Origin of the sequence: Paenibacillus sp. M2 (assembly GCF_046713495.1) — a bacterium.
Taxonomy (GTDB): Bacteria; Bacillota; Bacilli; order Paenibacillales; family Paenibacillaceae; genus Paenibacillus; species Paenibacillus amylolyticus_B.
This window is the reverse complement of sequence record NZ_CP169648.1, coordinates 7,037,958-7,061,596: the sequence shown is the minus strand read 5'-3', so window position 1 is coordinate 7,061,596 and position 23,639 is coordinate 7,037,958. Positions and strand designations below refer to the sequence as shown.

23 protein-coding genes are annotated in these 23,639 nt (G+C 46.8%); 12 read left to right on the top strand and 11 right to left on the bottom strand.

All coding sequences use genetic code 11. From position 1 onward, the window contains the following. Positions 1–310: 310 nt before the first annotated feature. The 3 genes from ACETMN_RS32090 (at position 311) to ACETMN_RS32080 (ending at position 2,807) form a co-directional block, all read left to right on the top strand. A complete protein-coding gene (locus ACETMN_RS32090; RefSeq protein WP_253442924.1) occupies positions 311–988 on the top strand; it encodes a response regulator transcription factor in 678 nt (225 codons plus the stop codon). Beyond that, positions 988–2,352: a sensor histidine kinase gene (locus tag ACETMN_RS32085; RefSeq protein ID WP_411735566.1), complete on the top strand. Its 1,365-nt coding sequence runs from the start codon at positions 988–990 to the stop codon at positions 2,350–2,352. Before ACETMN_RS32090 ends, ACETMN_RS32085 begins: the two co-directional genes overlap by 1 nt. Positions 2,353–2,552: 200 nt before the next feature. Beyond that, positions 2,553–2,807, top strand: a complete 255-nt coding sequence (locus ACETMN_RS32080) for a hypothetical protein (RefSeq protein ID WP_124116914.1) — start codon at positions 2,553–2,555, stop codon at positions 2,805–2,807. Between the two features lie 491 nt (positions 2,808–3,298). On the opposite strand, the gene ACETMN_RS32075 is transcribed toward ACETMN_RS32080, so the two are convergent. Next, entirely contained in the window at positions 3,299–4,066 is a 768-nt protein-coding gene (locus tag ACETMN_RS32075; protein ID WP_091012476.1) for an SDR family NAD(P)-dependent oxidoreductase, read from the bottom strand. 195 nt (positions 4,067–4,261) lie between these two features. Here ACETMN_RS32075 and ACETMN_RS32070 point away from each other — a divergent pair, with 195 nt between their 5' ends. Next, the gene (locus ACETMN_RS32070) at positions 4,262–4,900 is read left to right on the top strand and encodes a TetR/AcrR family transcriptional regulator (RefSeq protein ID WP_091012478.1); all 639 of its coding nucleotides are present in this window, start codon (positions 4,262–4,264) and stop codon (positions 4,898–4,900) included. Positions 4,901–4,909: 9 nt separating this feature from the next. Here the strand turns inward: ACETMN_RS32070 and cobA are convergent, their stop codons facing one another. The 4 genes from cobA to nirB are packed head-to-tail and all read right to left on the bottom strand — an operon-like array spanning position 4,910 to position 9,371. Beyond that, positions 4,910–5,680 (bottom strand): uroporphyrinogen-III C-methyltransferase, encoded by a 771-nt coding sequence (cobA, locus tag ACETMN_RS32065; RefSeq protein WP_411735565.1) that lies wholly within the window; start codon positions 5,678–5,680, stop codon positions 4,910–4,912. Then, entirely contained in the window at positions 5,677–6,558 is an 882-nt protein-coding gene (locus tag ACETMN_RS32060) for a formate/nitrite transporter family protein (protein WP_411735564.1), read from the bottom strand. Before ACETMN_RS32060 ends, cobA begins: the two co-directional genes overlap by 4 nt. A gap of 37 nt (positions 6,559–6,595) precedes the next feature. Then, positions 6,596–6,913, bottom strand: coding sequence for a nitrite reductase small subunit NirD (nirD, locus tag ACETMN_RS32055; RefSeq protein ID WP_074092734.1), 318 nt, complete (start codon positions 6,911–6,913; stop codon positions 6,596–6,598). Positions 6,914–6,929: 16 nt separating this feature from the next. Continuing rightward, positions 6,930–9,371, bottom strand: coding sequence for a nitrite reductase large subunit NirB (nirB, locus tag ACETMN_RS32050; protein WP_411735563.1), 2,442 nt, complete (start codon positions 9,369–9,371; stop codon positions 6,930–6,932). Between the two features lie 592 nt (positions 9,372–9,963). Here nirB and ACETMN_RS32045 point away from each other — a divergent pair. Then, positions 9,964–10,557 carry an ANTAR domain-containing response regulator gene (locus ACETMN_RS32045; RefSeq protein ID WP_091012487.1) on the top strand — a complete coding sequence of 198 codons (594 nt, stop codon included), beginning with the start codon at positions 9,964–9,966 and terminating at the stop codon, positions 10,555–10,557. 19 nt (positions 10,558–10,576) lie between these two features. After that, positions 10,577–11,653, top strand: coding sequence for an anthranilate phosphoribosyltransferase (locus tag ACETMN_RS32040; RefSeq protein WP_411735562.1), 1,077 nt, complete (start codon positions 10,577–10,579; stop codon positions 11,651–11,653). 35 nt (positions 11,654–11,688) lie between these two features. On the opposite strand, the gene ACETMN_RS32035 is transcribed toward ACETMN_RS32040, so the two are convergent. Both ACETMN_RS32035 and ACETMN_RS32030 read right to left on the bottom strand, forming a co-directional pair. Beyond that, positions 11,689–12,201, bottom strand: coding sequence for an acyl-CoA thioesterase (locus ACETMN_RS32035; RefSeq protein WP_091013218.1), 513 nt, complete (start codon positions 12,199–12,201; stop codon positions 11,689–11,691). Between the two features lie 402 nt (positions 12,202–12,603). Further along, on the bottom strand, positions 12,604–13,227 hold the full coding sequence (locus ACETMN_RS32030) for an acetate uptake transporter (RefSeq protein WP_091012490.1): 624 nt from the start codon (positions 13,225–13,227) through the stop codon (positions 12,604–12,606). A 435-nt stretch (positions 13,228–13,662) separates the two neighbouring features. Between ACETMN_RS32030 and ACETMN_RS32025 the strand changes: the two genes are divergently transcribed. Beyond that, entirely contained in the window at positions 13,663–13,839 is a 177-nt protein-coding gene (locus ACETMN_RS32025; RefSeq protein ID WP_091012492.1) for an aspartyl-phosphate phosphatase Spo0E family protein, read from the top strand. A gap of 173 nt (positions 13,840–14,012) precedes the next feature. Here the strand turns inward: ACETMN_RS32025 and ACETMN_RS32020 are convergent, their stop codons facing one another. Beyond that, positions 14,013–14,942 carry a response regulator gene (locus ACETMN_RS32020; RefSeq protein ID WP_091012493.1) on the bottom strand — a complete coding sequence of 310 codons (930 nt, stop codon included), beginning with the start codon at positions 14,940–14,942 and terminating at the stop codon, positions 14,013–14,015. 329 nt (positions 14,943–15,271) lie between these two features. On the opposite strand from ACETMN_RS32020, the gene ACETMN_RS32015 reads away from it, so the two are divergent. Then, positions 15,272–16,708: an alanine/glycine:cation symporter family protein gene (locus ACETMN_RS32015; protein ID WP_411735561.1), complete on the top strand. Its 1,437-nt coding sequence runs from the start codon at positions 15,272–15,274 to the stop codon at positions 16,706–16,708. 96 nt (positions 16,709–16,804) lie between these two features. Here the strand turns inward: ACETMN_RS32015 and ACETMN_RS32010 are convergent, their stop codons facing one another. Further along, positions 16,805–17,644 carry a methyl-accepting chemotaxis protein gene (locus ACETMN_RS32010; RefSeq protein WP_192135239.1) on the bottom strand — a complete coding sequence of 280 codons (840 nt, stop codon included), beginning with the start codon at positions 17,642–17,644 and terminating at the stop codon, positions 16,805–16,807. Between the two features lie 283 nt (positions 17,645–17,927). Here ACETMN_RS32010 and ACETMN_RS32005 point away from each other — a divergent pair, with 283 nt between their 5' ends. After that, the gene (locus ACETMN_RS32005) at positions 17,928–18,620 is read left to right on the top strand and encodes a Crp/Fnr family transcriptional regulator (protein WP_091012499.1); all 693 of its coding nucleotides are present in this window, start codon (positions 17,928–17,930) and stop codon (positions 18,618–18,620) included. Positions 18,621–18,764: 144 nt separating this feature from the next. On the opposite strand, the gene pepT is transcribed toward ACETMN_RS32005, so the two are convergent. Further along, on the bottom strand, positions 18,765–20,003 hold the full coding sequence (gene pepT, locus ACETMN_RS32000; RefSeq protein ID WP_091012501.1) for a peptidase T: 1,239 nt from the start codon (positions 20,001–20,003) through the stop codon (positions 18,765–18,767). A gap of 412 nt (positions 20,004–20,415) precedes the next feature. On the opposite strand from pepT, the gene ACETMN_RS31995 reads away from it, so the two are divergent. Then, on the top strand, positions 20,416–20,607 hold the full coding sequence (locus tag ACETMN_RS31995; RefSeq protein ID WP_017691642.1) for a tautomerase family protein: 192 nt from the start codon (positions 20,416–20,418) through the stop codon (positions 20,605–20,607). A 48-nt stretch (positions 20,608–20,655) separates the two neighbouring features. After that, complete coding sequence (locus ACETMN_RS31990; RefSeq protein WP_091012503.1) at positions 20,656–21,690, top strand: NADH:flavin oxidoreductase/NADH oxidase; 1,035 nt, start codon at positions 20,656–20,658, stop codon at positions 21,688–21,690. A gap of 306 nt (positions 21,691–21,996) precedes the next feature. On the opposite strand, the gene ACETMN_RS31985 is transcribed toward ACETMN_RS31990, so the two are convergent. Further along, complete coding sequence (locus ACETMN_RS31985; protein ID WP_091012505.1) at positions 21,997–22,764, bottom strand: class I SAM-dependent methyltransferase; 768 nt, start codon at positions 22,762–22,764, stop codon at positions 21,997–21,999. Positions 22,765–23,027: 263 nt separating this feature from the next. Between ACETMN_RS31985 and ACETMN_RS31980 the strand changes: the two genes are divergently transcribed. After that, entirely contained in the window at positions 23,028–23,447 is a 420-nt protein-coding gene (locus ACETMN_RS31980; RefSeq protein ID WP_197997899.1) for an SRPBCC family protein, read from the top strand. Positions 23,448–23,639: the final 192 nt, after the last annotated feature.

Below are 23,639 nucleotides of genomic sequence, written 5' to 3'. Positions count from 1 at the left end.
CGGAGAGGACAGAAATAACCTGAAAAAGCGGAGCTAAAAGCTTTCTGAAAGAAAGCTGCATCGGAAGCATATGCTTCGCCTTTATCCCTGGATTTTCACCTCTCAAAAGGGAATCAAAAAATCTGGGGATAACAGCGATTGGAAGGTTATTCTGTCATCGTAGTGGCAAGTGTAAATATTCTTTTGTTCAGTTTATATAGTTGCTGCCCCCAAAAAATATTAAGATTGATTCAAGGTTTAATTGATAGAATGGGTGATACCATACAGCGTTCATGAAGACGAATAATTCAAGCAGAGGAATGAATAGAGCATGAGAATATTAATTGCGGAAGATGAGGTTCATTTGGCAGAGGCTGTATCGCAGATTTTGAAAAAAAACAACTACTCCGTGGACATGGTCCACGACGGCAGATCAGGACTCGATTATGCGCAGAGCGGCATCTACGACCTGTTACTGCTCGATATCATGATGCCAGAGATGGACGGAATCACCGTCCTGAAGAAACTTCGCAGTGAAGGCAATCATACGCCAGTCATTCTGCTTACGGCCAAAGGTGAATTATCGGACAAAGTCACAGGCCTCGATTATGGTGCCGATGATTATATCGCCAAGCCCTTTGCCACAGAGGAATTGCTGGCCCGAATTCGTGCAGCCTTAAGGCGGAAGGGCGAAGTGGTTCCGGAGGATGGACTGAAGTTTGGCGACATGGAACTGAACACAACTCAGTTGAAGCTGAGCGTTCAGGGCAAGGAGATCAAGCTGAATCTGAAGGAGAATGAACTGCTGGAGCTGTTGATTACGCGCAAGCAGGCGATTACTTCCAAAGAGCAGATTATTGAGAAGTTATGGGGATTCGATTCGGAAGTGGAGTATAACAATGTGGAGGTGTACATCTCGTTTTTGCGCAAAAAATTAACCTTTCTGAATTCGGCTGTCCGCATTAACACGATTCGGGGTGTGGGGTATGTGCTTGAGGTGACGTCCTGATGTTCAAGAAACTTCGGAATCGATTCCTGATCGTGAATCTGGTGTCCATATCGATTATGATGCTGGTGGCATTTGCGACGATCTATACGATTACGTATCAGAATGTGCAACGGGAGACAAATATGGAGTTATACAAGGTATCTGATTTCTATCATAGTCCTTATAATTCATCCAAGATGCCGCGTGGGGAAGGTGGGGGGATGGGGACGGGGACGGGCTCTGGATCAGGCGCTAGTACAGGTGCTTCAGGTTCCGGTTCAGATTCGCTACCTTCCAATGCCATGGGTGGTGATAATGGAGGACCGGGAGGTGACCCCAACTCACCACCGGCACGTTCCGTTTCGTTTCTGATCAAGACGGATAACCAGTGGCAAATCACGGATACCCATTCCCGTTTTGATATGGACGAAACCTTCTACACCGAGGCGCTGCAAAAAGTGGATCGGGATAAAGTTGGTGATTCGGAACGGCAGACTGGACAATTTGCGCTGGATGGAACGGACTGGGCCTATGTAGTTGATCCGACCGGTGACGGGCATATGATCGTATTCATTGATGTGACGGCACAACAGGGCATTCTGACCAATCTGATCTATACCTTTGCTGTTGTTGGACTGGTCATGCTGATTGTGATCTACTTCCTGAGCCGTTATTTTGCGAATCGCTCCATTGCACCGGTTAGAGAAGCATTTGAGAAACAAAAACAATTCATCGGTGATGCTTCACATGAGTTGAAGACCCCTCTGGCGATCATTAATACCAATGCTGACGTGCTACTGGCGAATCAGGAGGATACCATAGCGAACCAGGCGAAGTGGCTTCACTATATCAAGTCGGAAACCGAGCGCATGACCGGACTTACGAATGATCTGCTCTATCTGACACAGATGGACGATTCACGCTCAACGATGATTCATGCGAAGTTTAATATGAGCGATGCGGTAGAAAGTATTATTTTGCCAATGGAAGCTGTTATTTTTGAGAAAAACATCTCCCTCGATTACAACATTGAGCCGAATCTTACGGTTCATGGGAACAGTGAACAGATCAAACAGGTCATTCTGATCCTGCTCGATAATGCGGTGAAGTATTCCGGTCCCAAAGGGTCGGTAAACGTTACGCTCCAGAAACAGAATAATGATGTCATACTGGCCGTGTCCAACACGGGTGAGGGCATTGCACCAGAACATCTGGATCGGATCTTCGATCGATTCTATCGTACGGATTCTTCAAGAGCCCGCAAACATGGTGGGCATGGTCTGGGGCTGGCGATTGCTCGTTCTATTGTGGATCAGCACAAAGGAGAGCTATACGCCCGAAGTGTGGTCGGAGAAGCTGCCACATTTTACGTACGGTTGTCGTAGGGTGAGTAGCGCAGGCACAGAGTTGGATGAAGCGTTAGTGTATGGAGCGGGATTGAAGGATTACAACTCTGTTCCAAAACCGTTCTTCAGGCATAAGTTCTGCCTGTATTGGGTTAACCTATGCTACAATGGCAACAGTATGTATGAATCAAGGAGATGAACTGAACGTGGCAGAAGCAAACTCAATTAATGAACAAGAAATGATGCAATATATTGCAGATAAAACGAAGGCAAGCCAAGCGAACATCGCTCTTGTGCTGAAGCATGAGCAAGCGTACATCAACAAGGCGCACGAAAATGCCAAAGGTAACGATGTGGATATTGACGGCGATGATCTGGCTGACTACATCCTTAGTCGCAAAGATGTGAAGCTGGATGAGCTGACCGTGGAAAGCATTTTGGATGCTGAGATGGACTACTTGATGGACAAGGGTCACGCGGGATACGTCGATTAAGTTCAGCGTAGATCTGGAGCTTAGACTGTTGCGTGAGTTTTAATGAGATTTGTATCGATGATCGGCGCATGAGGGGCTAGATTATTGGTGTGCAAAGGTGTTCAGTCCAGCGATTAAGCCTTTCTGTGATCCGGGCAAAATCTAACGAATCTGAGACACGTTATTCTCTGGATATTAGGACTTTTCGGTGCAATTGCAGCATTTCTGCGGGATTAGCGTGTCTGAGATTTCTTAGTTTGGGAAATAAGCTCTATTATCCGATATAAGGTGTCCTAGATTCGTTAGAGTGATCACAATGTGCAACGAGGTGTTATATGGCTGTTTCAAAAGTAACATTTCACATGTGCAGCCTTCAACATGCTAAGTCTAAGTATCGTACTGTAAAAAAGACCTCAACTCCACGTTCTGTGGTGTTGAGGCCTTTTTTAGATTGTAGTGACCAGGCATCCCGCGGGGGATACTTGTCGGTGTAACTCTCAGTTTACAGCTTCTTATTGACCCATCATACCGCCATCTACAGTGTAGAGGGAAGCTGTTACATAGGATGCTTCTTCGGACAACAGGAAGTTCATTACCGCAGCGACTTCTTCCGGTTCACCGTAACGGCCCATTGGAATGGCAGATACCGTAGCAGATTGATAATCTTCCACGTTACCGGAATTGGCTTCGATCTGGCGCATCATACGTGTGTTGATTGTGCCTGGCAATACAGCGTTAACTCGGATATTGTAAGGTGCCAATTCATTTGCAGCGGTACGCGTGAGACCAACTACGGCATGTTTGGACATAATATATGGAGACACAGCAGGTGCACCCATCAGACCCGCGAGGGAAGAGGTATTGAGAATCGCACCGGATTTTTGTTTTTTCATCACCGGTATGACATTTTGCAGACCCAGGAATACGCCACGAATGTTGACGTTATATACGGTGTCGAGTGCTTCAACACTCAGGTCTTCGATCAGCCCTGTTGGACCTTCAATTCCGGCATTGTTGGCAAAATAATCGATTCGGCCAAAAGCATCCAATGCTTTTTGCACATAGTTTTTCACGTCTGCTTCTTGAGATACGTTCGCTTTTACGGCGATTACGTGCTCTTTGTCGAGGTTCAGATCAGTAATCGTCTGTTGAATGGCTTCTTCATTCAGGTCCACCAGAACCAAGTTGATTTTGCGCTCTGCAAGGCGGCGTGCCAATTCTTTACCAATGCCTCCGGCTGCTCCTGTAATTACGGCTGTATGTGTATACGTTGTACTCATGATATATTCGCTCCTTATTCATTATTGGCAGGTATTTCTCAAAAAAAGTTTCAACCTGTCGTCTATCTTTCCTGTCTCAATGTTAAGATATACATAGACATGTGACAATAATCATTGACAGCGCATATGTCAGCTATCGGACAGAGGTGTAGGCGGTGTTTATTTATATTACAATAATGAACAAAGGAGGCGAAAATGTTGATTATTGAACATCCTCAGGACCGGAGAGCACGAAGAACACAGGATGCGATCATCGCTGCGGCGGTTTCTTTGATATTGGAGAAGGGAGCGGATGCCCTCACAATCCGGGATATTACAGAGCGGGCGGATTACAACCGTGGAACCTTCTATTTACATTTTCCCGGCAAACCGGAGTTGTTGCAGTTCATTCTGGATGATTTCATGCAGGGAGTGGGGCGAGCTTATGCAGAACCATATGCACAGCTTAAGGAAGTGGACATGACTGTGTTGCTGCCATCCACGATGCCTGTATTCGAATATATTGAAGCCCATCAGGATATCTTTCGTGCATTAATAACGATGCATTCGGATATGGGTTCCCGGCTGTGCAATATGTTTAGAACGTATCTAACCGAAGATTTTGTATTGGTGACCGAGGATAGTGAGTGGACTATTAATTACGACATCATGTTAAGTTATCTGGTATCTGCAACTGTAGGCGTAATCATGCATTGGGCGGAGATTGGGTTCAAATATTCTGCGCATTATATGGGAGAGCAACTTACGGCGCTGATTAACATCAAACCGACCCGTCTGCTGATTGAACCAGGGCAGAAGGGTCGGACTATTCACGAGCGTATGCTGTTGGATTAAAGTACCGGATTATCCGGTCATGGAGGCATTAGCGGCCTGTTGCATCTGAAGCAGTTGTTCGCGGATCAGGACGGACTCTCCGACCATAATTAAAGCCGGGTTATTCACTTGATGTGACAGGGCGAGGGAATGGAGTTCGGCAAGTGTGCCGGTAATAATGCGTTCCTCCGAAGTGGTTCCCCGTTCGATTAGAGCCGCAGGGGTGTGTCCACTTTTCCCATGGTGAAGCAATTCATGTTGGATCTGGGGCAGTTGGCTAATACCCATGTAGATGACCAGTGTGTCCACACTATGAGCGAGTAGATCCCAGCGAACCGATGATACACTTCCGTCACTGCCAGTTCCCGTGACACATGCGAAGGATGAAGCGATCCCGCGATGGGTTAACGGAATAAGGGAGGAAGCGGACGTGCCAACAGCCGAAGTGATGCCAGGAATAATCTCAAATGCAATCCCTGCTTCCGCCAGCACAAGCGCTTCTTCACCACCACGGCCAAAGATAAACGGATCGCCTCCCTTGAGTCGTACAACTTGTTTGCCTTCTGCTGCATGTGCAGCCAGCATCCGCCCAATCATCTCCTGACTCATGGAGTGAAGGCCTGGCGCCTTGCCGCAGTAGATGCGGAGTGCTCCATCACGAGCCTCAGCGAGCAATTGATCATTCACAAGCCGATCATACATAATGACATCTGCGGACTGAATACGTTTCAGGGCTTTTACCGTAATCAGGTCCGGGTCTCCAGGACCAGCGCCAACGATACTAACCAGGCCCCGGCTCATGATCGTGTCCCCAATTTCGGTGCAGCATCAGAACTTGCCAATCCTGAACGACCACCCTGAATGGCTGCCAGTTTGGACGAGAGCTTTACCGGATTTCCCCAGTGGTGGGCAGCATATAAACCGAGGCCTGTGAATATAGCTCCGCCAATGAGGTTACCCACCAACACCGGGATCTGATTCCACAGCCACCAGTCAGCGACACTCACCTGTGCGCCGAGCATCATGCCTGCCGGAATGACAAACATATTTACCACAGCATGCTCAAATCCCTGAGCGAAAAATATCGTAATGGGAAGCCACATCGCTACGATTTTACCCAGTGTAGAAGTGGACGTCATGGCCATCACTGCCCCGAGTGTGACCATCCAGTTACATAGAATGGCTTTGATGATGACCAGTACAATGCCAGCCCCGCCCAAGTGCTGATATCCCAATGTTTTGGTTTCACTGGTCTGGATTAGCGTTTGAATTAGAGGGTTGTTCATATCCGTACCCATCTTGGTAATGGTCAAGCCGTATAACAGAGCATAGAATGCACATCCGAGCAGATGTCCTGTGATCACCCAGAAATAATTTCGGAGCATATCCATCCATGTAATTCTGCGTTTCAACACTGCGAGTGGAAGCATCGCAAAGTTTCCTGTCACCAATTCGAGACCCAGCAGAATAATGATGACAAATCCAGCCGGGAATATCAGTGCACCTGCCAAACCAACGGAAGTTTGAGACACAGCTGTATATGCCAATGTGGTTGCAAAGGCGAGAATAGCCCCTGCCAGAAAACCGCGGATCAGCATCTGTACCCGATTCATTCTGGCTTTGCTCTCACCAGCTTCGACCATCGATTGCAGCACTTCTGCAGGTTTAACAAAATCCATAGCGCACGCCTCCTTGATGTCAGGGTATCTCTAGCCTTTAACCCGCAATTGTGATATAGATTTCTCCACTGTTGCCATCTACTTCTGTTTTGTAGGTATTCAAGCAGCCCTCATCCGGCTCATGTACCTTACCGTTACGCAGATCAATCTTCCAATCATGCAAAGGACAATGAACGGCTGTCCCGCATACCATGCCTTCTGACAGCTTGCCGCCCTTGTGAGGGCAGCGATTCTCGACAGCGTGCAGACTCCCGTCGCTCAGTTTGAAGACTGCAATTTCGGTATCCTGTATCAGGAAGGTCCGTGCACCCTTCTCATCAATATCCGCCAGGTGTCCAATCCGGAATTTGTTCATCGCTGTTCCTCCTCTTCTAATGAGTTACCGGCTCGGCACCGGACAGTGGGGTGAAGTTCTTACGCAACTTATCGTCTTCAAGGATTTCTTTCCAAGGATCGACCGTGTGACCCAATGTAACTTCCAAACGTTCGATCAGAGCGAGACGTACATCCCGATCCGCCAATGCTTCCTTCACATGATCCAGACCTACCCGTTCAATCCATCCCGCTGTTCTCTCATTCCATTTTGCATTCTCTCTATAATATTGCAGGTAAGAGTAAGTCCACTCTTCCACTTCTGCATCGGTTTTCACCGTACAGAGCAACTCGGCTGTGCGAACCTTAACTCCGGCATTACCGCCAACATGAATCTCCCATGCACCATCAATGGCGACAACACCAAGATCCTTGATGGTCGCTTCAGCACAGTTCCGCGGGCATCCGGATACGGCAAGTTTCACTTTCGCCGGAGCAACCATTTTGTCGAGTTTTTTCTCCAGTCGAATTCCCATCTCGATGGAGTCCTGTGTGCCGAATCGGCAGAATGTGTTACCTACACAAGTCTTCACGGTACGAAGCGCCTTGCCATAACCAAAACCGGAAGGCATATCGAGCTCTTCCCAGATCTTCGGCAGGTTCTCTTTCTGTACTCCGAGCAGATCGAGTCGTTGTCCACCCGTGAACTTCACCATCGGAACATCGTATTTCTCTGCGACAGTCGCAATCTTGATCAATTCAGCCGGAGAAGTGACACCACCATAGATCCGTGGAATAACGGAGTAGGTACCGTCCTTCTGAATGTTGGCGTGATAACGTTCATTGGTGAATTTGGATACACGCTCATCTCTGTATTCAGCCGGCCAGATCATACCGAGATAATAATTCAGGGACGGACGACACTTGGAGCAACCTTCCGGCTCATTCCAACCGAGAACGTTCATCACTTCCTTCACGCTTTTGAGTCCCATTTCCTTGATCTGTGCAACAATCTCATCCCGATCATAGGATGTGCAGCCACATATGCCTTCTTTGGTCTGTTCACCTACATTATCACCGGCATAATACGTGAGCAGGTTTTCGATAAGCGGTTTACATCCACCGCAAGAAGCGGAAGCTTTGGTACAGGATTTGATTGCACCGAGTGTATTACAGCCTTTATTCAGAACAGCGTCCCCGATGGTAGCTTTGGTAACACCGTTACACCCACAGACGATCTCGTCATCTGGCATACTTGCCATGCGTTCTGCGACAGATGGACCCGAGCCTGAACCACCGGAAGGTACACCGAGCAAAATTTCTTTCTCCCGACCGCTGATGTTCTCTCCACTCTTAATGAGGGAAAACAGCGATGCGCCATCCGTGGTATCCCCAAACAATACAGCTCCAATGAGCTGCCCATCCTTAATCACCATCTTTTTGTACACACCATCAACGTCATCCTGAATGCGAATGCTGCGAGTGTCTGCAGCGTCTTTGAATTGTCCGGCAGAGAATACGTCCACACCAGATACTTTGAGCTTCGTGGACGTGACCGAACCTGCGTATCCTTCGGTTGCCGCACCAGCCAGGCGTTTTGCGAGCACCATACCTTGTTCATATAATGGAGCAACCAGTCCGTAGGCAATACCGCGGTGTTCTGCACATTCGCCGACGGCAGATATCCCAGGAATGCTGGTATGCATATAATCATCTACAATGACTCCACGATTCACATCGAGGCCGGTATTGCGAGCCAGTTCAATCTGAGGGCGAATCCCGACAGCCATGACAACCAAATCCGCTTCAAGTACCGTTTGATCAGTGAAACGAATGGCTTTTACTCGATGTTTGCCTGTGATTTCTTCGGTATGTTTGTTCAAAAGGAACTTCATACCTTGCTCTTCAAGCTCACGCTGGAGCATCAGTCCTGCCGGGAGATCCAGGTTCCGGTCCATCAGATGACCGTTAATATGGATGACCGTGACATCCATGCCCAGATTGAGCAGCCCCCGCGCTGCTTCCAGTCCTAGCAATCCGCCTCCGATAACGGCAGCTTTGCGATACTTTTGTGATGCTGCCATCATGGTCTCGCAGTCTTTAATATCGCGGAATCCGATAACGCCTTCCTTGTTAGCGCCGGGAAGAGGGAGGATGAACGCTTGTGAACCGGTTGCCATAATCAGCTCATCATAGGTTGCGCGTACACCATTTTGAGATACAACTTCTTTGCGCTTGGGATCGATCTGAACGACCGGGTCACCCGGGTACACCCGAATGCCGTTATCTTCGTACCAGCTCCACTCATTGATTACGATATCTTCGATGGATGTTCCGCCAGCCAGTACAGAAGATAACATGATCCGGTTGTAGTTGGGATGCGGCTCTGCGCCGAAGACTGTAATTTCATAAGCGTGTGGAGCAAGCTTAAGGATATGTTCGATTGTGCGGATTCCCGCCATGCCATTGCCGACCAGCACCAGTTTTTTCGTTGTACTCATTATGATTAGCCCCCTTAGGTCCATTCTGCAAACTGCCTCAAAACCTTGTCTCTAAAATCGAAAAAGCCTGTTATGCCTCGGAGGACTGCGCATATACATACGCATCCCTTGCTCCGAGATTGCAAAACAGGCTTCATTGCCGTTTCAACCAGCTACGCCGTTGTAACTGTGATCGATTCAAATATGGAGTTGTTATGGCTTAACTATAAAAGATCGATCCATTCATGTCAATATAGTTAACATAAAAAAGTATTTGAAATTTAAAGTTAATTATGTTTACATGAATTTATTGGAACACGAATGATCGAAGAGGTTTTAAGGATATATATTCATGAAAATGAATGTTTTGGTGAAATATAGTGCACTGGGCACTACAAAAAGCATAGAAAACGTATCATAATTAGTGTTTTACTCTTTTGGGCTACTAGGACGATCCGTCATGATTGTTGTATTTATTATCTCGAAATCAGTTATAAAATCAGATTGATCTGTTTTTTTTGTCAGGTAATATAACATATATAGCGCTTTCTTGTGTTAACGCTTTAAATAATGTGATTCTAATTATACGTAATTAGGGAGGGATTGCTCCATCATGCGATCTTTATTGGTCATTCGTATACAGTCGACGATAGCTGATTCGTCCGATGCAATCCCTCTGACACCGGAGAGGCTGCTGGGGGCGAACGGGTACCATGTACAGGTGGCAGGCAGTGAAGCGGAAGCGTTGAAGCTCGCCCGTGAGGCGGAAGCGTCCATCTTGCATCTGTCGCTGGCTGATGTGGAGTACTGGGTGAACTGCCTGGGAAAGGGGAAGGCTGATTCCCCGCTGCTCTGGTGGTGCGGGCCAGATACGGCCTCTTCCTCCGCAGAATCCTGCGAGGTCGAAACTTCATTTGATGGGATACTTACACCATCCATGACCGGGCCCGAGATCCACTGGACGCTTCACTTTGCAGCTCGGCGCTACATGGAACGTAAACAGTGGGAGCAAGAACGGAAGCAGTTGCAATCCAGGCTGGAGGATCGAAAGTGGATTGATATGGCGAAGGCCATTCTTAGTGATCTGAAGCAGATCTCCGAGGCCGAAGCCTATGACCTGTTACGTAAGAAAGCGATGGATGAACGCAAACGGATGGTCGATGTAGCTACGGCAATTGTGAAGGCACATCAACTGCTCCAGTCTTAATTTGGAAGGAGAATTCTCCATGGATATGTCTCACATACTTCGAGAGGTCGGACGTGGAAAACGAGGCTCGCGTGATCTGAATTATACAGAAGCACTGACCGTTGCAGAGAAAATCCTAAAACAGGAGGTTTCCCCTGCCCAGACGGCTGCGTTTCTCATGGCTGAACGAATGAAAATGGAAAACGTTGAGGAACTGGAAGCTTTTGTTCATGCATGTCGTAACAGTGCGGAACGTTTCTCCATATTTCAGGATGGATTGGACTGCGCCGGTCCTTATGATGGACGGACAAAGTCGTTCATGGCCACGTTTCCGGTTGCATTTGTACTCGCGGCGGCCGGGTTGCCGGTGACTTTGCACGGGAGTGATCCTTTACCACCCAAGTGGGGCGTCACGTTGTCGGTACTATTGAAGGAAGTGGGTATTGATACACACAAGATGGATCGGGAAGATGCCCGGAGCGCTGCATTGCGTTCGAGTGTCATGTACGTATCCTCCGAGGATTGGTGCGCACCTCTTCGTAAGCTTCGTCCGTTACGGGAAGAGTTGGGTTTTCGAACGGTGTTTAACACAGCAGAGAAATTGATTGATTATAACCATTCACCGTATTTGGTGTTTGGTGTGTTTCATAATACCTTTCTGGATCGGATTGCGAAGCTGCTCACCCGGTTTAACTATCGCCGTGCGTATGTTGTACAGGGAATGGAAGGTTCTGAGGATCTGTATATTGATCGGCCAACCCGCGTATACGCAGTAGAAGACGGAGATATGAAGCTGGAACTGATTGACCCCACAGCTTATGAACTGGATATGCCTGTGCCGGAACTGGTATGGACGGCTGCCAAGCAGCTCGAAGTGGCGGAAAGTGTATTATGTGGCGATGGTCATATTGCTTTTGTGAATCAGGTCTTGTTAAATGGAGGATTCCGCTTGTACGCAGCGGGGCGTGTCAATTCCATCGAAGAGGGCATATACACTTGTCAGGGGTTGCTGGAGAGTGGTGCAGCGTATCGCATCTATCAACAGTGGTGTGTCTCGATGGGTGGCGAACTGCCGGATAACAGAGCGGTGTCCATCTATCCGGCATCGTCCCGATAAATCGTTGTTTAAGCTTGTGCATATTTAGCGTATTCTTACTCCCAAGGATAAGTAACGGTCAGGAAGTCAGCAAATTTCTTGCTCTCTTCCCGCCGCATTTTCCGCATGGCCGCCCGATCCGGAGCGGTCTCGTATAGTTTCTTTTCTTCTTCGGTCTCCGGGATAATACGAGGTACGATCAGTTTGCGATTATTTTCGTCCAGGGCTACAAAGGTCAGAAATGCAGTCGCCGCAATTTTCTTCTCTCCGGTCTTCAGATCCTCTCGAATCACCTTCACAAAAATCTCCATGGAACTTCGTCCTGTCCAGGACGCGAACGATTCAAGCGTAACCGAGTCCGTTGGGTTAATCGGGTACAGGAAATCGACAGAGTCGGTTGAAGCCGTTACGGTATTGACCCGGCATAGCTTGGAAGCGGCGATGGATGCAATATCATCGATGTAGGACATCAGCTTCCCGCCGAATAGCGTATTATGATTGTTGACATCGGTTGGGAACACCCTTGCCGTCTTGAAACAACGTGTTTCGCGTACATATTTTTTCTCCAACTGATCCATCTCCGTTGGTTTCGGTATCTCTCTCATGCTTTTTTCCTCCTTACAGTATGGCTGCTGTGACATAAGTTCAACTAAAGATTATTTACATCGGCCACTCCGATGATAGAATAACTCTCCGATCGCTGTTATCCCCAGATTTTTATTATTCCTTTTTATAGAGTGAAAATCCGGGGATAGCGTATGCTTCCGATGCAGCTTTCTTTCAGAAAGCTTTGAGGCGAACGCTCCGCTTCTTCAAGTTATTTCTCTCCTCTTCGTTCTGTGTAAATGTTTAGTTTGACTTATATAGTATCTTTTAGTATAAGTGTCGGTCAGAACCATATTCAAATGAAGTTTGGACTGCAAAAAAACCGCCAGGCGCGGACCGGCGCGCTGGCGGTTTACTGCTGTATATTAAGCCTTGGGCTTGAAAATGCCGGACGGTTTGCCGATCGGCAAGAACGCATAGCCGAAGTGAGCGTTCAGTACGGAAGCACCTGTACCATACAGGGACACAATTCCGATCGCCATTTCAGCGTATGCTGCAATGGTGTGGAAAATGTGAGGAGCTACGCCGAAAGCGTCAAACGTCAAGCCAAGGAACAAGAAGTCGATCAGAATGAAGATGATAAGCAATACTTTATTCGCTTCAATCGCACCGATCGTCATGAACAGGGTGAATACGAGGTATCCGGCAAAAGCAAATCCGAGCTGCTTTCCATCGGCCTGTTCAGCGAGAGTGGAGCCAAATACGCCCATTTTGATCATCCAGTTGGCCGCCATGGCAAACCAGAAGAATGCGTACGCACCAAAAGCTGTTGTGCCAAAAGTATTGTTGCGTTTGGAATCTTGAATACATGCGAATAGCTGGGCAAAAGCACCCAGGAAGATCGCCCAAGGAATAGCGTAGCTAAGTCCATCTGTGATGCCAAGTTTTTGGGAAGAAGCGACCAGGGTTACGATAGCCAACCCAAATAATCCCATTGCGCTGGGATCGGCGTTAACAATTTTGACTTTGGTCTGTGAATCGGTCTGCATGGTGATGATAAGCCTCCAATAATATCAAATCAGGATCAATGGCCGTCGTTGGCCGTCCTCTAAATTACATCATTTGTATCCGCCGGGTCCGGACACACACATCGCCCTATTGTACCTGAATGACCCCATTATGGAAAGGGATTTTATTACCTTTTGAACCAATAGACTTTTTGTTTTTTCAATATACACATTTACGACACAATCCGTTCTGGCCGTGAATGATGAGGCCGGACGTTAGAATCCAACCCTCGATAATACCACTAAAATTGCGTCATATCAGCCATTTTCGGATAAGCTCTTGTGTGATAAAATAATCTTTATCAAAATTTGGAGAAGAATACAAAACATCCTTGTCTCCTATGCCATATGTTAATCCAACTATAGATTGACAGGAAAAACTAAAATGGTTCACAGAATAAGGAGGTATCAGGGGTCATGGTTATGAGTTTGGATTTGAAAATTAAAATAGAAAAGGCCAGACATAACCTTCATATGCTGGTAGAGCATAACAAGGGTGGTCTTGGGCATCCCGATGTGATTCGGCAGTCTATGGCATTGGACGAATTGATTAATGAGTATAACCGAATTAGCCGAAACCATTCACGGGCCTGAACCCAAAGCGATTTAAATTTTATACATGGAACAAATCACATAGATTGTAACGCTTGATCGTACAGACGGGCATGAATATAGCCGGTATGGACAGCCTCAGTTGAAGAGGCGGTATCCTACCGGCGTCATATTCATGCCCGTTTGTTTTTGCATCGTATCCATCAAGCATCTGTTTAATGCAGCAACCGTTTGGCTTCCAAATATAATACCTGTACGAATTTTTTTGTATTAATGCGTGTCTGTGACAAGGAAGGCTCCACATTGTTTTGCAGCTCCAGCATTTTCTTGCGAATTTCGGTAAAATCGAAAAATTTGGATGCATAGTTCTCGAACTTGGGATGTGTATAATCTGTTAATCCCAGAGAAACCACATGGCTCAGCGTCTGGAAGATGGCCCTGCGAACACGTTGTTCCGATGCCTTGATCTCCTTGTTAATCTCTGCAAGTGTGGCGTTCTCTCCCAGCTTGCGTATCGCTACGTTCTGAAAGATGTCTTTGAGAGATGGGAACGTATAGGGGGACAGCTTATGCTCATCTGTCTCTACCTGCTCCAGATATTCCAGCATGTCCAGCAGATCCCTGCTGCCCGCTTCACCGATCATGCCCATCTCGGACAGCAGGAAATGTCCTGCAGTCGTGATTGTTTTGTCCGGAACCGGAGCCGCAGCACGTTCGGTAGAATTCAAACCGGACAATCCCTGTAATGTCCGTTGGATATCTGCGATGGATTGCTGCATCCGCAGCCTTTCGCTCACCAGCCGCAGAACAGATAGAATCTCCAGCCGGTTAATCGGCTTCGTAATATAATATTCAATGCCTAGTGAATAGGCTTCACCGATCATATTTTTCGACTCGATCTGGGAGATCATGACGATCTTGCCCTCAAACCTTCCTTCAAGCGCTCGCACAGTCTGAATCCCGTCTCGTTGGGGCATCAGCAGATCAATCAGCAGGACATCCACCTTATGCAGTTCCAACAGTTCCGCGTGAATATGTGCTCCGTCCTCAGCTTCCCCGGCAATATCGCCAAGGCCTTCATCCTCAATAATATCCATCAACATGGAACGAACGCCAGGATCATCATCCACGATAAAATAACGCATGTCAGTCATTCCCTTTCTCTGTGAATGGTGTGATTGATAAATCTATGGTAAAGGCGGTTAACGCCGCGATGAACTCTCGTTCCAGTGTAATCGTTCCTTTCCTTCTTGCATAGAACCTGACATGTCAGGTTAAATGACAATGATTGGGCGGTCAAAGCCCGATTTTAAAATAAATGTATAAATTGCATGTAGGTATTTGTCGATTTCCGTAGATGCCCTTGTAGTATAAGTAACATCCCAAAGTCTGGGGCTAGTGTTGTGCAGAATGGTACAAACTTTTCACGTGTCCATCTCTGTGCTTGAAATACACCATAAAAAGGGGCATACCGATGGAGCAAACAATACAAGATATTGTCGTCATTTTCAATGATTTTCTATGGTCCAAAGTGTTAATTATACTATTGGTAGTATGTGGTATATACTTCACCACCAAGACCCGGTTCATGCAATTCCGCATGATTGGAGATATGGTGAAGGTGCTTCTAGAGCCGAAAAGCAAGGAACCAGGCAAAATTTCACCTTTTCAGGCGTTCTGTATTAGTATGGCGGCCCGTGTAGGTACAGGGAATATTACCGGTATTGCACTGGCTATCGCACTGGGGGGACCTGGTGCTATATTCTGGATGTGGATCATTGCAATTATCGGATCAGCCTCCAGTTTTGTGGAGAGTACGTTGGCCCAGATCTATAAAGTGAAGGATAAAGGTGGATTCCGTGGGGGTCCGGCATATTATATGGAACGTGGGTTGGGCAAACGCTGGATGGGGATTTTATTTGCCGTTCTCATTACGCTTTCATTTGGATTGGTCTTTAATGCGGTGCAGTCTAACACGATTACCGTTGCATTTGAGAACTCATTTGGTACGGATCGGTTAACGGTGGGTATCATTATGGCTGTGATATTTGCAGGAATTATTATGGGCGGTGTCAAACGGATTGCAAAAGCGTCGGAATACATCGTCGTTGTACTGGCCGTATTGTACATTGGGGTAGCGGCTTTTGTGGTGCTGGCGAACATTACCCAGCTTCCGGCCATGATTGCGTTAATTGTGAAAAGTGCCTTCGGCATCGAACAGGTGGCTGGCGGAACGTTGGGCGCTGCACTGATGAACGGTGTGAAACGCGGATTGTTCTCCAATGAGGCAGGCATGGGTAGTGCCCCGAATGCTGCTGCAACAGCGGATACAACACATCCGGTGAAACAGGGACTTATTCAGGCGTTTGGTGTGCTGACAGATACGTTAGTGATATGTACAAGCACTGCCATGATTATTTTGTTATCCGGGGTATACAAAGGTTCCGATCTGGGTGGCATTGAATTAACTCAGGCAGCATTAAGTGTACATATTGGTTCATGGGCATCGGGATTCCTGGCGGTTATGGTGTTCCTGTTTGCCTTCAGTACACTAATCGGAAATTATTACTACGGAGAAACCAACATTGAGTTTATCAAATCCAACAAAGTTTGGCTGTGGGTATACCGTATTTGCGTCATCACGATGGTAGTGTTTGGCGCCGTTGCCAAAGTTCAGCTAGTGTGGGATTTGGCTGACCTGTTCATGGGGCTGATGGTGGTGGTGAACCTGATTGCCATCCTGATGCTGTCCAAGGTAACCTTTGAAGCGCTGAAGGACTACAAGAAACAGAAGGCTGAAGGACGTGATCCCGTCTTTACCCGGGACCGGATTCATATTCCGGGTGAAGTTGAATGCTGGCAGTCGGAAGAAGAGGTTATTGGAGATAAATCAATACATGTAGCCAATTAAGATTTTATCTGAACGTGGTTGGTTATATAAAATGGACACAACAAACAACAGGACTTGGATTATCCATCATGGGCAACCCGAGTCCTGTTTGTTGCATTACTTTTTAACGGAATAGCTGATCAGTTGTTCGGACAGAGCTTTCATTCGCTCCCCTGTTTCATTAAGCTGCTCAATCACATCCGTAAAGGAGGATACAAGCGTTGCTTGTTCCTGTGAAGAGGCTGCAATCTGGGAGACTTCAACTTCCATTTGTTTGATGACCTGTTGTACATCTCTCAGACTGGTATCGATATCACTTGTAGCTTGTTTGGCATCCACAGAGAGTTTGCGTACTTCGGAAGCAACCACACCGAAGCCGGCACCAGCTTCACCAACACGAGCGGCTTCAATAGCGGCATTCAGGCCAAGCAAGTTGGTTTGCTCAGAGATTTCACGAATGAACCCGGCTACTTTGTTGATTTGGGAAGAGTTCTGAACAGCAAGTCTTGTGTTCTGCAAGATCTGTTCACTGGTTGCTTGCAATTCTTCGGCATGAGCAGCGACATGCTGCACCATATCAACGAGGTTACCATTGATGGTTTGATTTTCTTGTATAATATCCTCAAGTTGGTTCTGGTTAGATTGGTCGTAAGATACACAGAAAACAGCAACAACTTTCTGGTGATCATCAAAGATCGGAATGTTCAGAATATCCAGTTCGATACCATAAACATCCTTGGAGAGAGTAGCGAGGGTAGCTTCTCTTCCGTTTTTTAAGATGGAAAAGTTTTGATACGATTCCAAGAGTGGCATTCCTTTTTCAAAACCAAGGTCAAACTTGTCGGTGGTAATAACCTCCAATACCTTTTCGTGATCATATACAGTTAAACTAGCTGGTTCTCTAAGGATCTTGCTGATATAAGGCATTACTTTAAGCAGGGCATCTACAACGTTCATGGAAGAGGACCATCCTTTCAATATTTGAATGTATTATTTTTAACGATCTATGGAATGCTCTATCTTTCATCGGACGGAAATGACTTTTCGTGAACGGCATTTTGCATGAAAGAATGAACATTTTATGATTAAATTTTAAGGTATTTACCATTTGGAATGATTTATTGGATATAAGTGTTAGTTGTAACTATTTTTATATCAAGATATTTGTACGGATGTATATCAAATATAGGACATATGTCCTTTTACATAGGTTATATACGACAACGGAGGGGAAGTCGGAATGAAAGAAATCATGGACTTTGGACTTGTGCGGCAACTCGCCCGTGAGAATGGGTTGGATCAGGTGCTGGACGAGCCTTCACTCGCTGAGTTGCGACTACTTGAGGCTGCGAAGGGCGAGATGATCTGTGCCAAAGGTGAGCGACCCGAGCGATTGTATTTTCTCGTGCAGGGCAAGCTCAAGATCTATACCACCCTGCCTAACGGAAAGTCTCTGTTGCTTCGTTTCAGTACACCACTTGCGCTTGTGGGAGATTTGGAACTGGTAAATGGCAAGGAGGCTATGAATACGGTAGAGTCTGTGAGTAAAAGCCTGCTGCTGGGTATCAGCTATCGCGCTCTCCAGAATACCTATGCAGAGAACCCTAAGTTTCTCCACTTTATGCTGAGCCAAGTTACGCACAAATTGTATACCTTTTCCAACCTGTCGAGTCTGAATATGTTATATCCGGTCGAGAGTCGATTTGCCAGCTATCTGTTGTCCACAATGGGCCAGGACGAGTCTTCTTCGGAAGAGATCCAGACTTCCAAGCTCACCGAACTGGCCGATATGCTGGGCACCAGCTATAGACATCTTAATAGAGTTGTTCAAGATCTGTGTAATCGAAATATTATTCGCAAAGTGCAGCGTAAGCTTCTGATCTGTGATCTGGAACAGTTGCGTGCCATCGCGGGGGGCAATATATATGAGTAATGGCATCTAAAATAAAGATCAAGCCAGCATATCTGTACGACATGACGCGGTACAACAAAATACAATATGGCATAACAAAGAGCACCCTCCCGAATATACGAAGGGGTACTCTTTGTATTCTTTGTGCACTGTACGTCAAGTGGATTAGATATCTCCGCGCTGCTCGAACAATTGAGCGATCTCTACAATGACACGGGTGGCCTTCACCATATTGTCTACCGATACATATTCAAATTTGCCGTGGTAGTTCTCACCACCAGTGAAGATATTTGGTGTGGGCATGCCCATATAGGATAGTTGGGAACCGTCTGTTCCTCCCCGGATGGGGCGAATAACAGGTTCGATGTCCAATCGTGTCATGGCTTCATGGGCAATGTCCACGATCTGGCGTACGGGTTCAATTTTCTCACGCATGTTATAGTACTGGTCATTCAATTCAACCGTGATGCTTTTCTCTCCATACTTGGTCTTCAGTTCGTTCGCGATATTCAATAGATTTGTTTTGCGCTCTTCAAACTTCTCCCGGTCGAAATCACGGATGATGTAGCTCATCTTTGTCAGTTCAACGTCACCCTCCAGAGACAACAGATGGTAGAAACCATCATAACCGTCCGTGAATTCAGGAGCTTCCTCCACAGGCAGGCGTCGATTCAATTCCATCGCAATTTTCAGGGAGTTCACCATCTTATCCTTCGCTGTTCCGGGATGCACATTGGTGCCTCGTACGGTGATTTTAGCGGCAGCTGCGTTAAAGCTCTCGTATTCCAGTTCACCAAGCGGTCCGCCATCGACCGTGTACGCATATTTGGCTCCAAAAGCAGCTACATCAAACTTGTGCGGTCCACGGCCAATCTCTTCATCCGGGGTAAAAGCAACCCGAATCTTACCGTGTTTCACTTCCGGGTGTTCAATCAGATAGGCCATCGCGGTCATAATCTCGGCAATGCCTGCCTTATTATCTGCACCAAGCAACGTTGTACCATCGGTTGTGATCAGGGTGTGGCCTTTATACTCGTGCAGTTCCGGGAAATCCTTGTTGGACAGCACTACATCCAGTTCCGAGTTCAGCACAATGTCAGCACCGTCGTAGTTATCGATAACCTGTGGTTTAACATTTTTGCCAGTAAAGTCGGTCGCTGTATCGAGGTGAGCCAGGAAACCAATTACGGGAACATCCTTGTCGGTATTGGATGGCAGTGTAGCCATGACATAACCATTCTCATCCATCGTCACATCTTGCAGACCAATGGAGGTACATTCTTCAACGAGCAGTTTGCCCAAGGCCAGTTGGCCGTGTGTGGAAGGGCATGTCTCGCTATTTTCATCGGATTGGGTATCCATCTGAACATAAGTACTCAGTCTTTGAATTAATATATCTTTCATATAATAACCTCTCCCTAGCTTGAGTAGTATATAAGTTGAGCTACTTGTTTTACACTGATCCACTATGAGGTCAGAATAACCTTCTGATCGCTGTTATCCCCAGATTTTTTGATCCACTTTTACAAAGTTGAAAATCTGAGGATAAAGGCGAACGCTCCGCTTCTACAGGTTATTTCTGCCCTCTCCGTTATCGTGTAACCGTTAGTCACAACTTATGTAAATTGGGTATAGTAATTATTGTGGTTCTCTACGGTTATCATATCATGTTTTGCAGTCATTTCCAGAATGGGGTAGATCGGAAATAGGAGGATGACTAGGTATCAAAAAGGGTACCAAGGCACAAAAATGTACGTACTTGTGTTTCCATACGTCAGGTTCATAATAAATGATGAAGAAAGGATGGGTTCTAGACATGCCATTTATCACGGTTAAGGTACTGGAAGGCAAGTCGGTTGAGCAGAAACGTCAGTTGATTGAACGTATGACTCAGGTGGCTTGTGAGACACTGGATGTTGATCCGAGCAAAGTCTTTATCTTCATTGAGGATTTGGAGAAGGACAATTACGGTAAGAACGGAAAACTGTTTTCGGACTTAGACAAATAAGGAAGGCTTCATATATATCATGATCAAGGAACAGGAGATGCAGCAACGATGACTGAGCAATTATTTTCCCCTTATCAATTCAAGAGTCTGCAATTAAATAACCGTGTCGTCATGGCACCAATGTGCCAATATTCTGTCACTGCGAAGGACGGCATTCCGAACGATTGGCATCAGGTTCACTATGTGAGCCGTGCGGTTGGAGGAACAGGACTCATCGTGATCGAGATGACCGATGTCGATCCGGATGGTCGTATTACGGATAATGACTTGGGTATATGGTCAGATGAGCATGTGCCTGCCTTCACCAAACTTGTAGATGGAATTCATGCCTACGGCTCCAAAGTAGCTATTCAGATCGCACATGCAGGACGAAAAGCAGAGGATGCAGCGCAGCCGGTTGCTCCATCGGTAGTTACATTCCCGGGAGAAAAGTACAAGGAACCTCGTGCATTAAGTACGGAAGAGGTAGAAGCTATGGTGCAGAAGTTCGCAGACGGTGTTCGCCGCGCAGTCCAGGCTGGAGTCGATACCATTGAGTTGCACGGTGCCCATGGATACCTGATCCACCAGTTCCATTCCCCGCTGATGAACCATCGTGAGGATGTATATGGGCAGGATCTGTCCCGTTTCGGCGTTGAAGTCATTCGGGCAGTGAAAAAAGAAATGCCAGCAGATATGCCGCTAATTATGCGGATTTCGGCTGTAGAATACGCGGATGGCGGGTATGATATCGACCATACGATCAACATTGCCCGTGCCTACCAAGACGCAGGCGTGGACATGTTCCATATCAGTTCAGGTGGCGAAGGACCTTCGGGACAGCGGAAACCGGGGAACTATCCGGGGTATCAGGTACCATTTGCCCGTCGCTTCCGTGAAGAACTTAACGTTCCTGTCATCGCAGTGGGTATGCTGGAGGATGCAGCATTGGCTCAGGGGGTGATTGGAAACGGCGACGCGGATCTGGTTGCCGTGGGCAGAGGCATGCTGCGTGATCCGTACTGGGCGAACCATGCCGCTCTGGAACTGGGTGTCAGCAAGGATCAAGCTGCCATTGCGGAGCAATATTCTCGTGGATACTAATTTGCACTAACAGTTACACTTGCCACTCCGATGACAGAATAACCTTCCGATCGCTGTTATCCTCAGATTTTTTGATTCACTTTTTCAAAGGTGCAAATCTGAGGATAAAGGCGAAGTGTATGCTTTCGATGCAGCTTTCTTGCAGAAAGCTTGTAGCGTCGCTTCTTCAGGCTATTTCTGTCCTCTGCGTTCTCGTGTAAATGTTATTGCAAATCTTATATAGTAAATCAGGCCACAGCATGGGTTAAAACTCATGCTGTGGCCTGATTTGTATGATGAGAAGCATGTAGACTAAATTACGGATGACTACGTTCTTCGAGTTGCTTCATAGACGAATTTTTGATTCGACTGTGTAGGTGGCTGATTCGGGTTGAAATCGGCGTACACTTTAATGTCAGAGAAACCAATGTTTTCGAGAATTAGGCGTAACTCTTCTATGCCGTACCAACGTAGAGTGAGTTGTTGCAGCTCCGTAGCAACAAGAGAACCCTGATGCCATTGTTCGTAGCGGATCAGACTCACTTTGTACTGTTGAAGAAGGTTCACTTCAATGTTTTTCACTTCTACCGTGATTGTATCGCCATCCGGTAATGAAACGGTTGATGTTTCCACAGAAGAGGGTTGTGTCACATCGGGCAGAAACAGATCAAACACGAGCTTGCCGCCAGGTTCTAAATGCTGAAATAGATTACGTAATACGTTAATCGACGCCTGTCTGTCTTGGATGAGGAGCAGAGAACCTCCGGGAATGATAATTGCCTCGTATCGATATGGAAGGTCAAGCTTCTCCAGATCGGCAACGAACAGCTCAGGTATAGGTAATGCCCGCTCGGTGCAACGAGAACGGCAAGAGTCAATCATATCGGTTGAATAATCAAGTCCATCCACCTTCAGGCCTGCCTCAAGCAAAGGAATGAGCACTCGGCCTGATCCCGACATGGCTTCAAGGATCCGTCCTTTGCAGCGCTGAAGATAGTGACGATAGAATTCGATGTCTCCTCCCAAGGAGTGTCCCACGGGTTTGGTTAGATCATAAACGGCAGTGCACAATGGACCATAATAACTGAAAGACATCGTGTAAGTATCCCCCACATTTTGATGTAATGAATTGCAAAAGGGGAAGGGAATACGTTAAAATAATCCCTTCCGGCAACGGTTGGAATTGGATTTTTCAGAGCAGACTATCATAGAAATCACGCACCTTATATGTAGTATATTCCAATTATGGGTGGTGTCACAGTTGGGGTCAACACCTTTTTTGGTCGTTATGTGAACCCATTTGACATGAATCCTAAAATCTCAAACAATGAATAAATATATCCAAGGAGGCGATACGATTGGAATCATCATCAAGTGCATTACCGGATATCCGGGAGGAACTATTGCTTCATGCACCTGTAGAGAAGGTGTGGGAGATGGTCTCGACAGCGCAAGGATTGGGTGCATGGTTCATGCCGGGCAATCTGGAACCTGTGGAGGGTCATGAGTTTATATTGGAAGCAGGCCCCTTCGGCCAATCACCATGTCAGGTGACGGAAGTTCTTCCGCTGCACAAGCTGTCATTCCGCTGGGGTAAGGACTGGACGTTGACGTTCCAACTGAATGAACAGCCCGAAGGTACGGATTTCACACTGATTCACAGCGGTTGGGATGCGGATAAACTGACTGAGTTTGGACAGGCCCACGCCATCGTACGCGAACGTATGGAACAGGGATGGGCCGGAATCGTTCAGAAGCTTGCCCAAGTTGTTAAATAAATCTTCATTCAATCAACCCCAGGCAATTTCGCCCGTTCATTCCGGTGAAATTCGGCCTGGGGTTTCTTGGTGTACCAAGAGCTGGCGAAAACAGATAGAGATCCTTCAAATTATAACGAATTTGACCGATTATGATACGGAAACTATTTCCGTGAGCACCAGAAACGTGTAACATGAATTTTAGTGATAAAT

What these genes read in the sequence shown, in the direction of transcription:
- cobA (WP_411735565.1), bottom strand. Translation starts at nt 5,680, where the DNA reads ATGAGCCGGGGCCTGGTTAGTATCGTTGGCGCTGGTCCTGGAGACCCG.
- ACETMN_RS32090 (WP_253442924.1), top strand. Translation starts at nt 311, where the DNA reads ATGAGAATATTAATTGCGGAAGATGAGGTTCATTTGGCAGAGGCTGTA.
- ACETMN_RS32030 (WP_091012490.1), bottom strand. Translation starts at nt 13,227, where the DNA reads ATGCAGACCGATTCACAGACCAAAGTCAAAATTGTTAACGCCGATCCC.
- ACETMN_RS32005 (WP_091012499.1), top strand. Translation starts at nt 17,928, where the DNA reads ATGAAAGAAATCATGGACTTTGGACTTGTGCGGCAACTCGCCCGTGAG.
- ACETMN_RS32045 (WP_091012487.1), top strand. Translation starts at nt 9,964, where the DNA reads ATGCGATCTTTATTGGTCATTCGTATACAGTCGACGATAGCTGATTCG.
- ACETMN_RS32060 (WP_411735564.1), bottom strand. Translation starts at nt 6,558, where the DNA reads ATGGATTTTGTTAAACCTGCAGAAGTGCTGCAATCGATGGTCGAAGCT.
- ACETMN_RS32010 (WP_192135239.1), bottom strand. Translation starts at nt 17,644, where the DNA reads ATGAACGTTGTAGATGCCCTGCTTAAAGTAATGCCTTATATCAGCAAG.
- nirB (WP_411735563.1), bottom strand. Translation starts at nt 9,371, where the DNA reads ATGAGTACAACGAAAAAACTGGTGCTGGTCGGCAATGGCATGGCGGGA.
- pepT (WP_091012501.1), bottom strand. Translation starts at nt 20,003, where the DNA reads ATGAAAGATATATTAATTCAAAGACTGAGTACTTATGTTCAGATGGAT.
- ACETMN_RS32080 (WP_124116914.1), top strand. Translation starts at nt 2,553, where the DNA reads ATGATGCAATATATTGCAGATAAAACGAAGGCAAGCCAAGCGAACATC.
- ACETMN_RS31985 (WP_091012505.1), bottom strand. Translation starts at nt 22,764, where the DNA reads ATGTCTTTCAGTTATTATGGTCCATTGTGCACTGCCGTTTATGATCTA.
- ACETMN_RS32070 (WP_091012478.1), top strand. Translation starts at nt 4,262, where the DNA reads ATGTTGATTATTGAACATCCTCAGGACCGGAGAGCACGAAGAACACAG.
- ACETMN_RS32015 (WP_411735561.1), top strand. Translation starts at nt 15,272, where the DNA reads ATGGAGCAAACAATACAAGATATTGTCGTCATTTTCAATGATTTTCTA.
- ACETMN_RS32085 (WP_411735566.1), top strand. Translation starts at nt 988, where the DNA reads ATGTTCAAGAAACTTCGGAATCGATTCCTGATCGTGAATCTGGTGTCC.
- nirD (WP_074092734.1), bottom strand. Translation starts at nt 6,913, where the DNA reads ATGAACAAATTCCGGATTGGACACCTGGCGGATATTGATGAGAAGGGT.
- ACETMN_RS31990 (WP_091012503.1), top strand. Translation starts at nt 20,656, where the DNA reads ATGACTGAGCAATTATTTTCCCCTTATCAATTCAAGAGTCTGCAATTA.
- ACETMN_RS32075 (WP_091012476.1), bottom strand. Translation starts at nt 4,066, where the DNA reads ATGAGTACAACGTATACACATACAGCCGTAATTACAGGAGCAGCCGGA.
- ACETMN_RS32025 (WP_091012492.1), top strand. Translation starts at nt 13,663, where the DNA reads ATGGTTATGAGTTTGGATTTGAAAATTAAAATAGAAAAGGCCAGACAT.
- ACETMN_RS32020 (WP_091012493.1), bottom strand. Translation starts at nt 14,942, where the DNA reads ATGCGTTATTTTATCGTGGATGATGATCCTGGCGTTCGTTCCATGTTG.
- ACETMN_RS32040 (WP_411735562.1), top strand. Translation starts at nt 10,577, where the DNA reads ATGGATATGTCTCACATACTTCGAGAGGTCGGACGTGGAAAACGAGGC.
- ACETMN_RS31995 (WP_017691642.1), top strand. Translation starts at nt 20,416, where the DNA reads ATGCCATTTATCACGGTTAAGGTACTGGAAGGCAAGTCGGTTGAGCAG.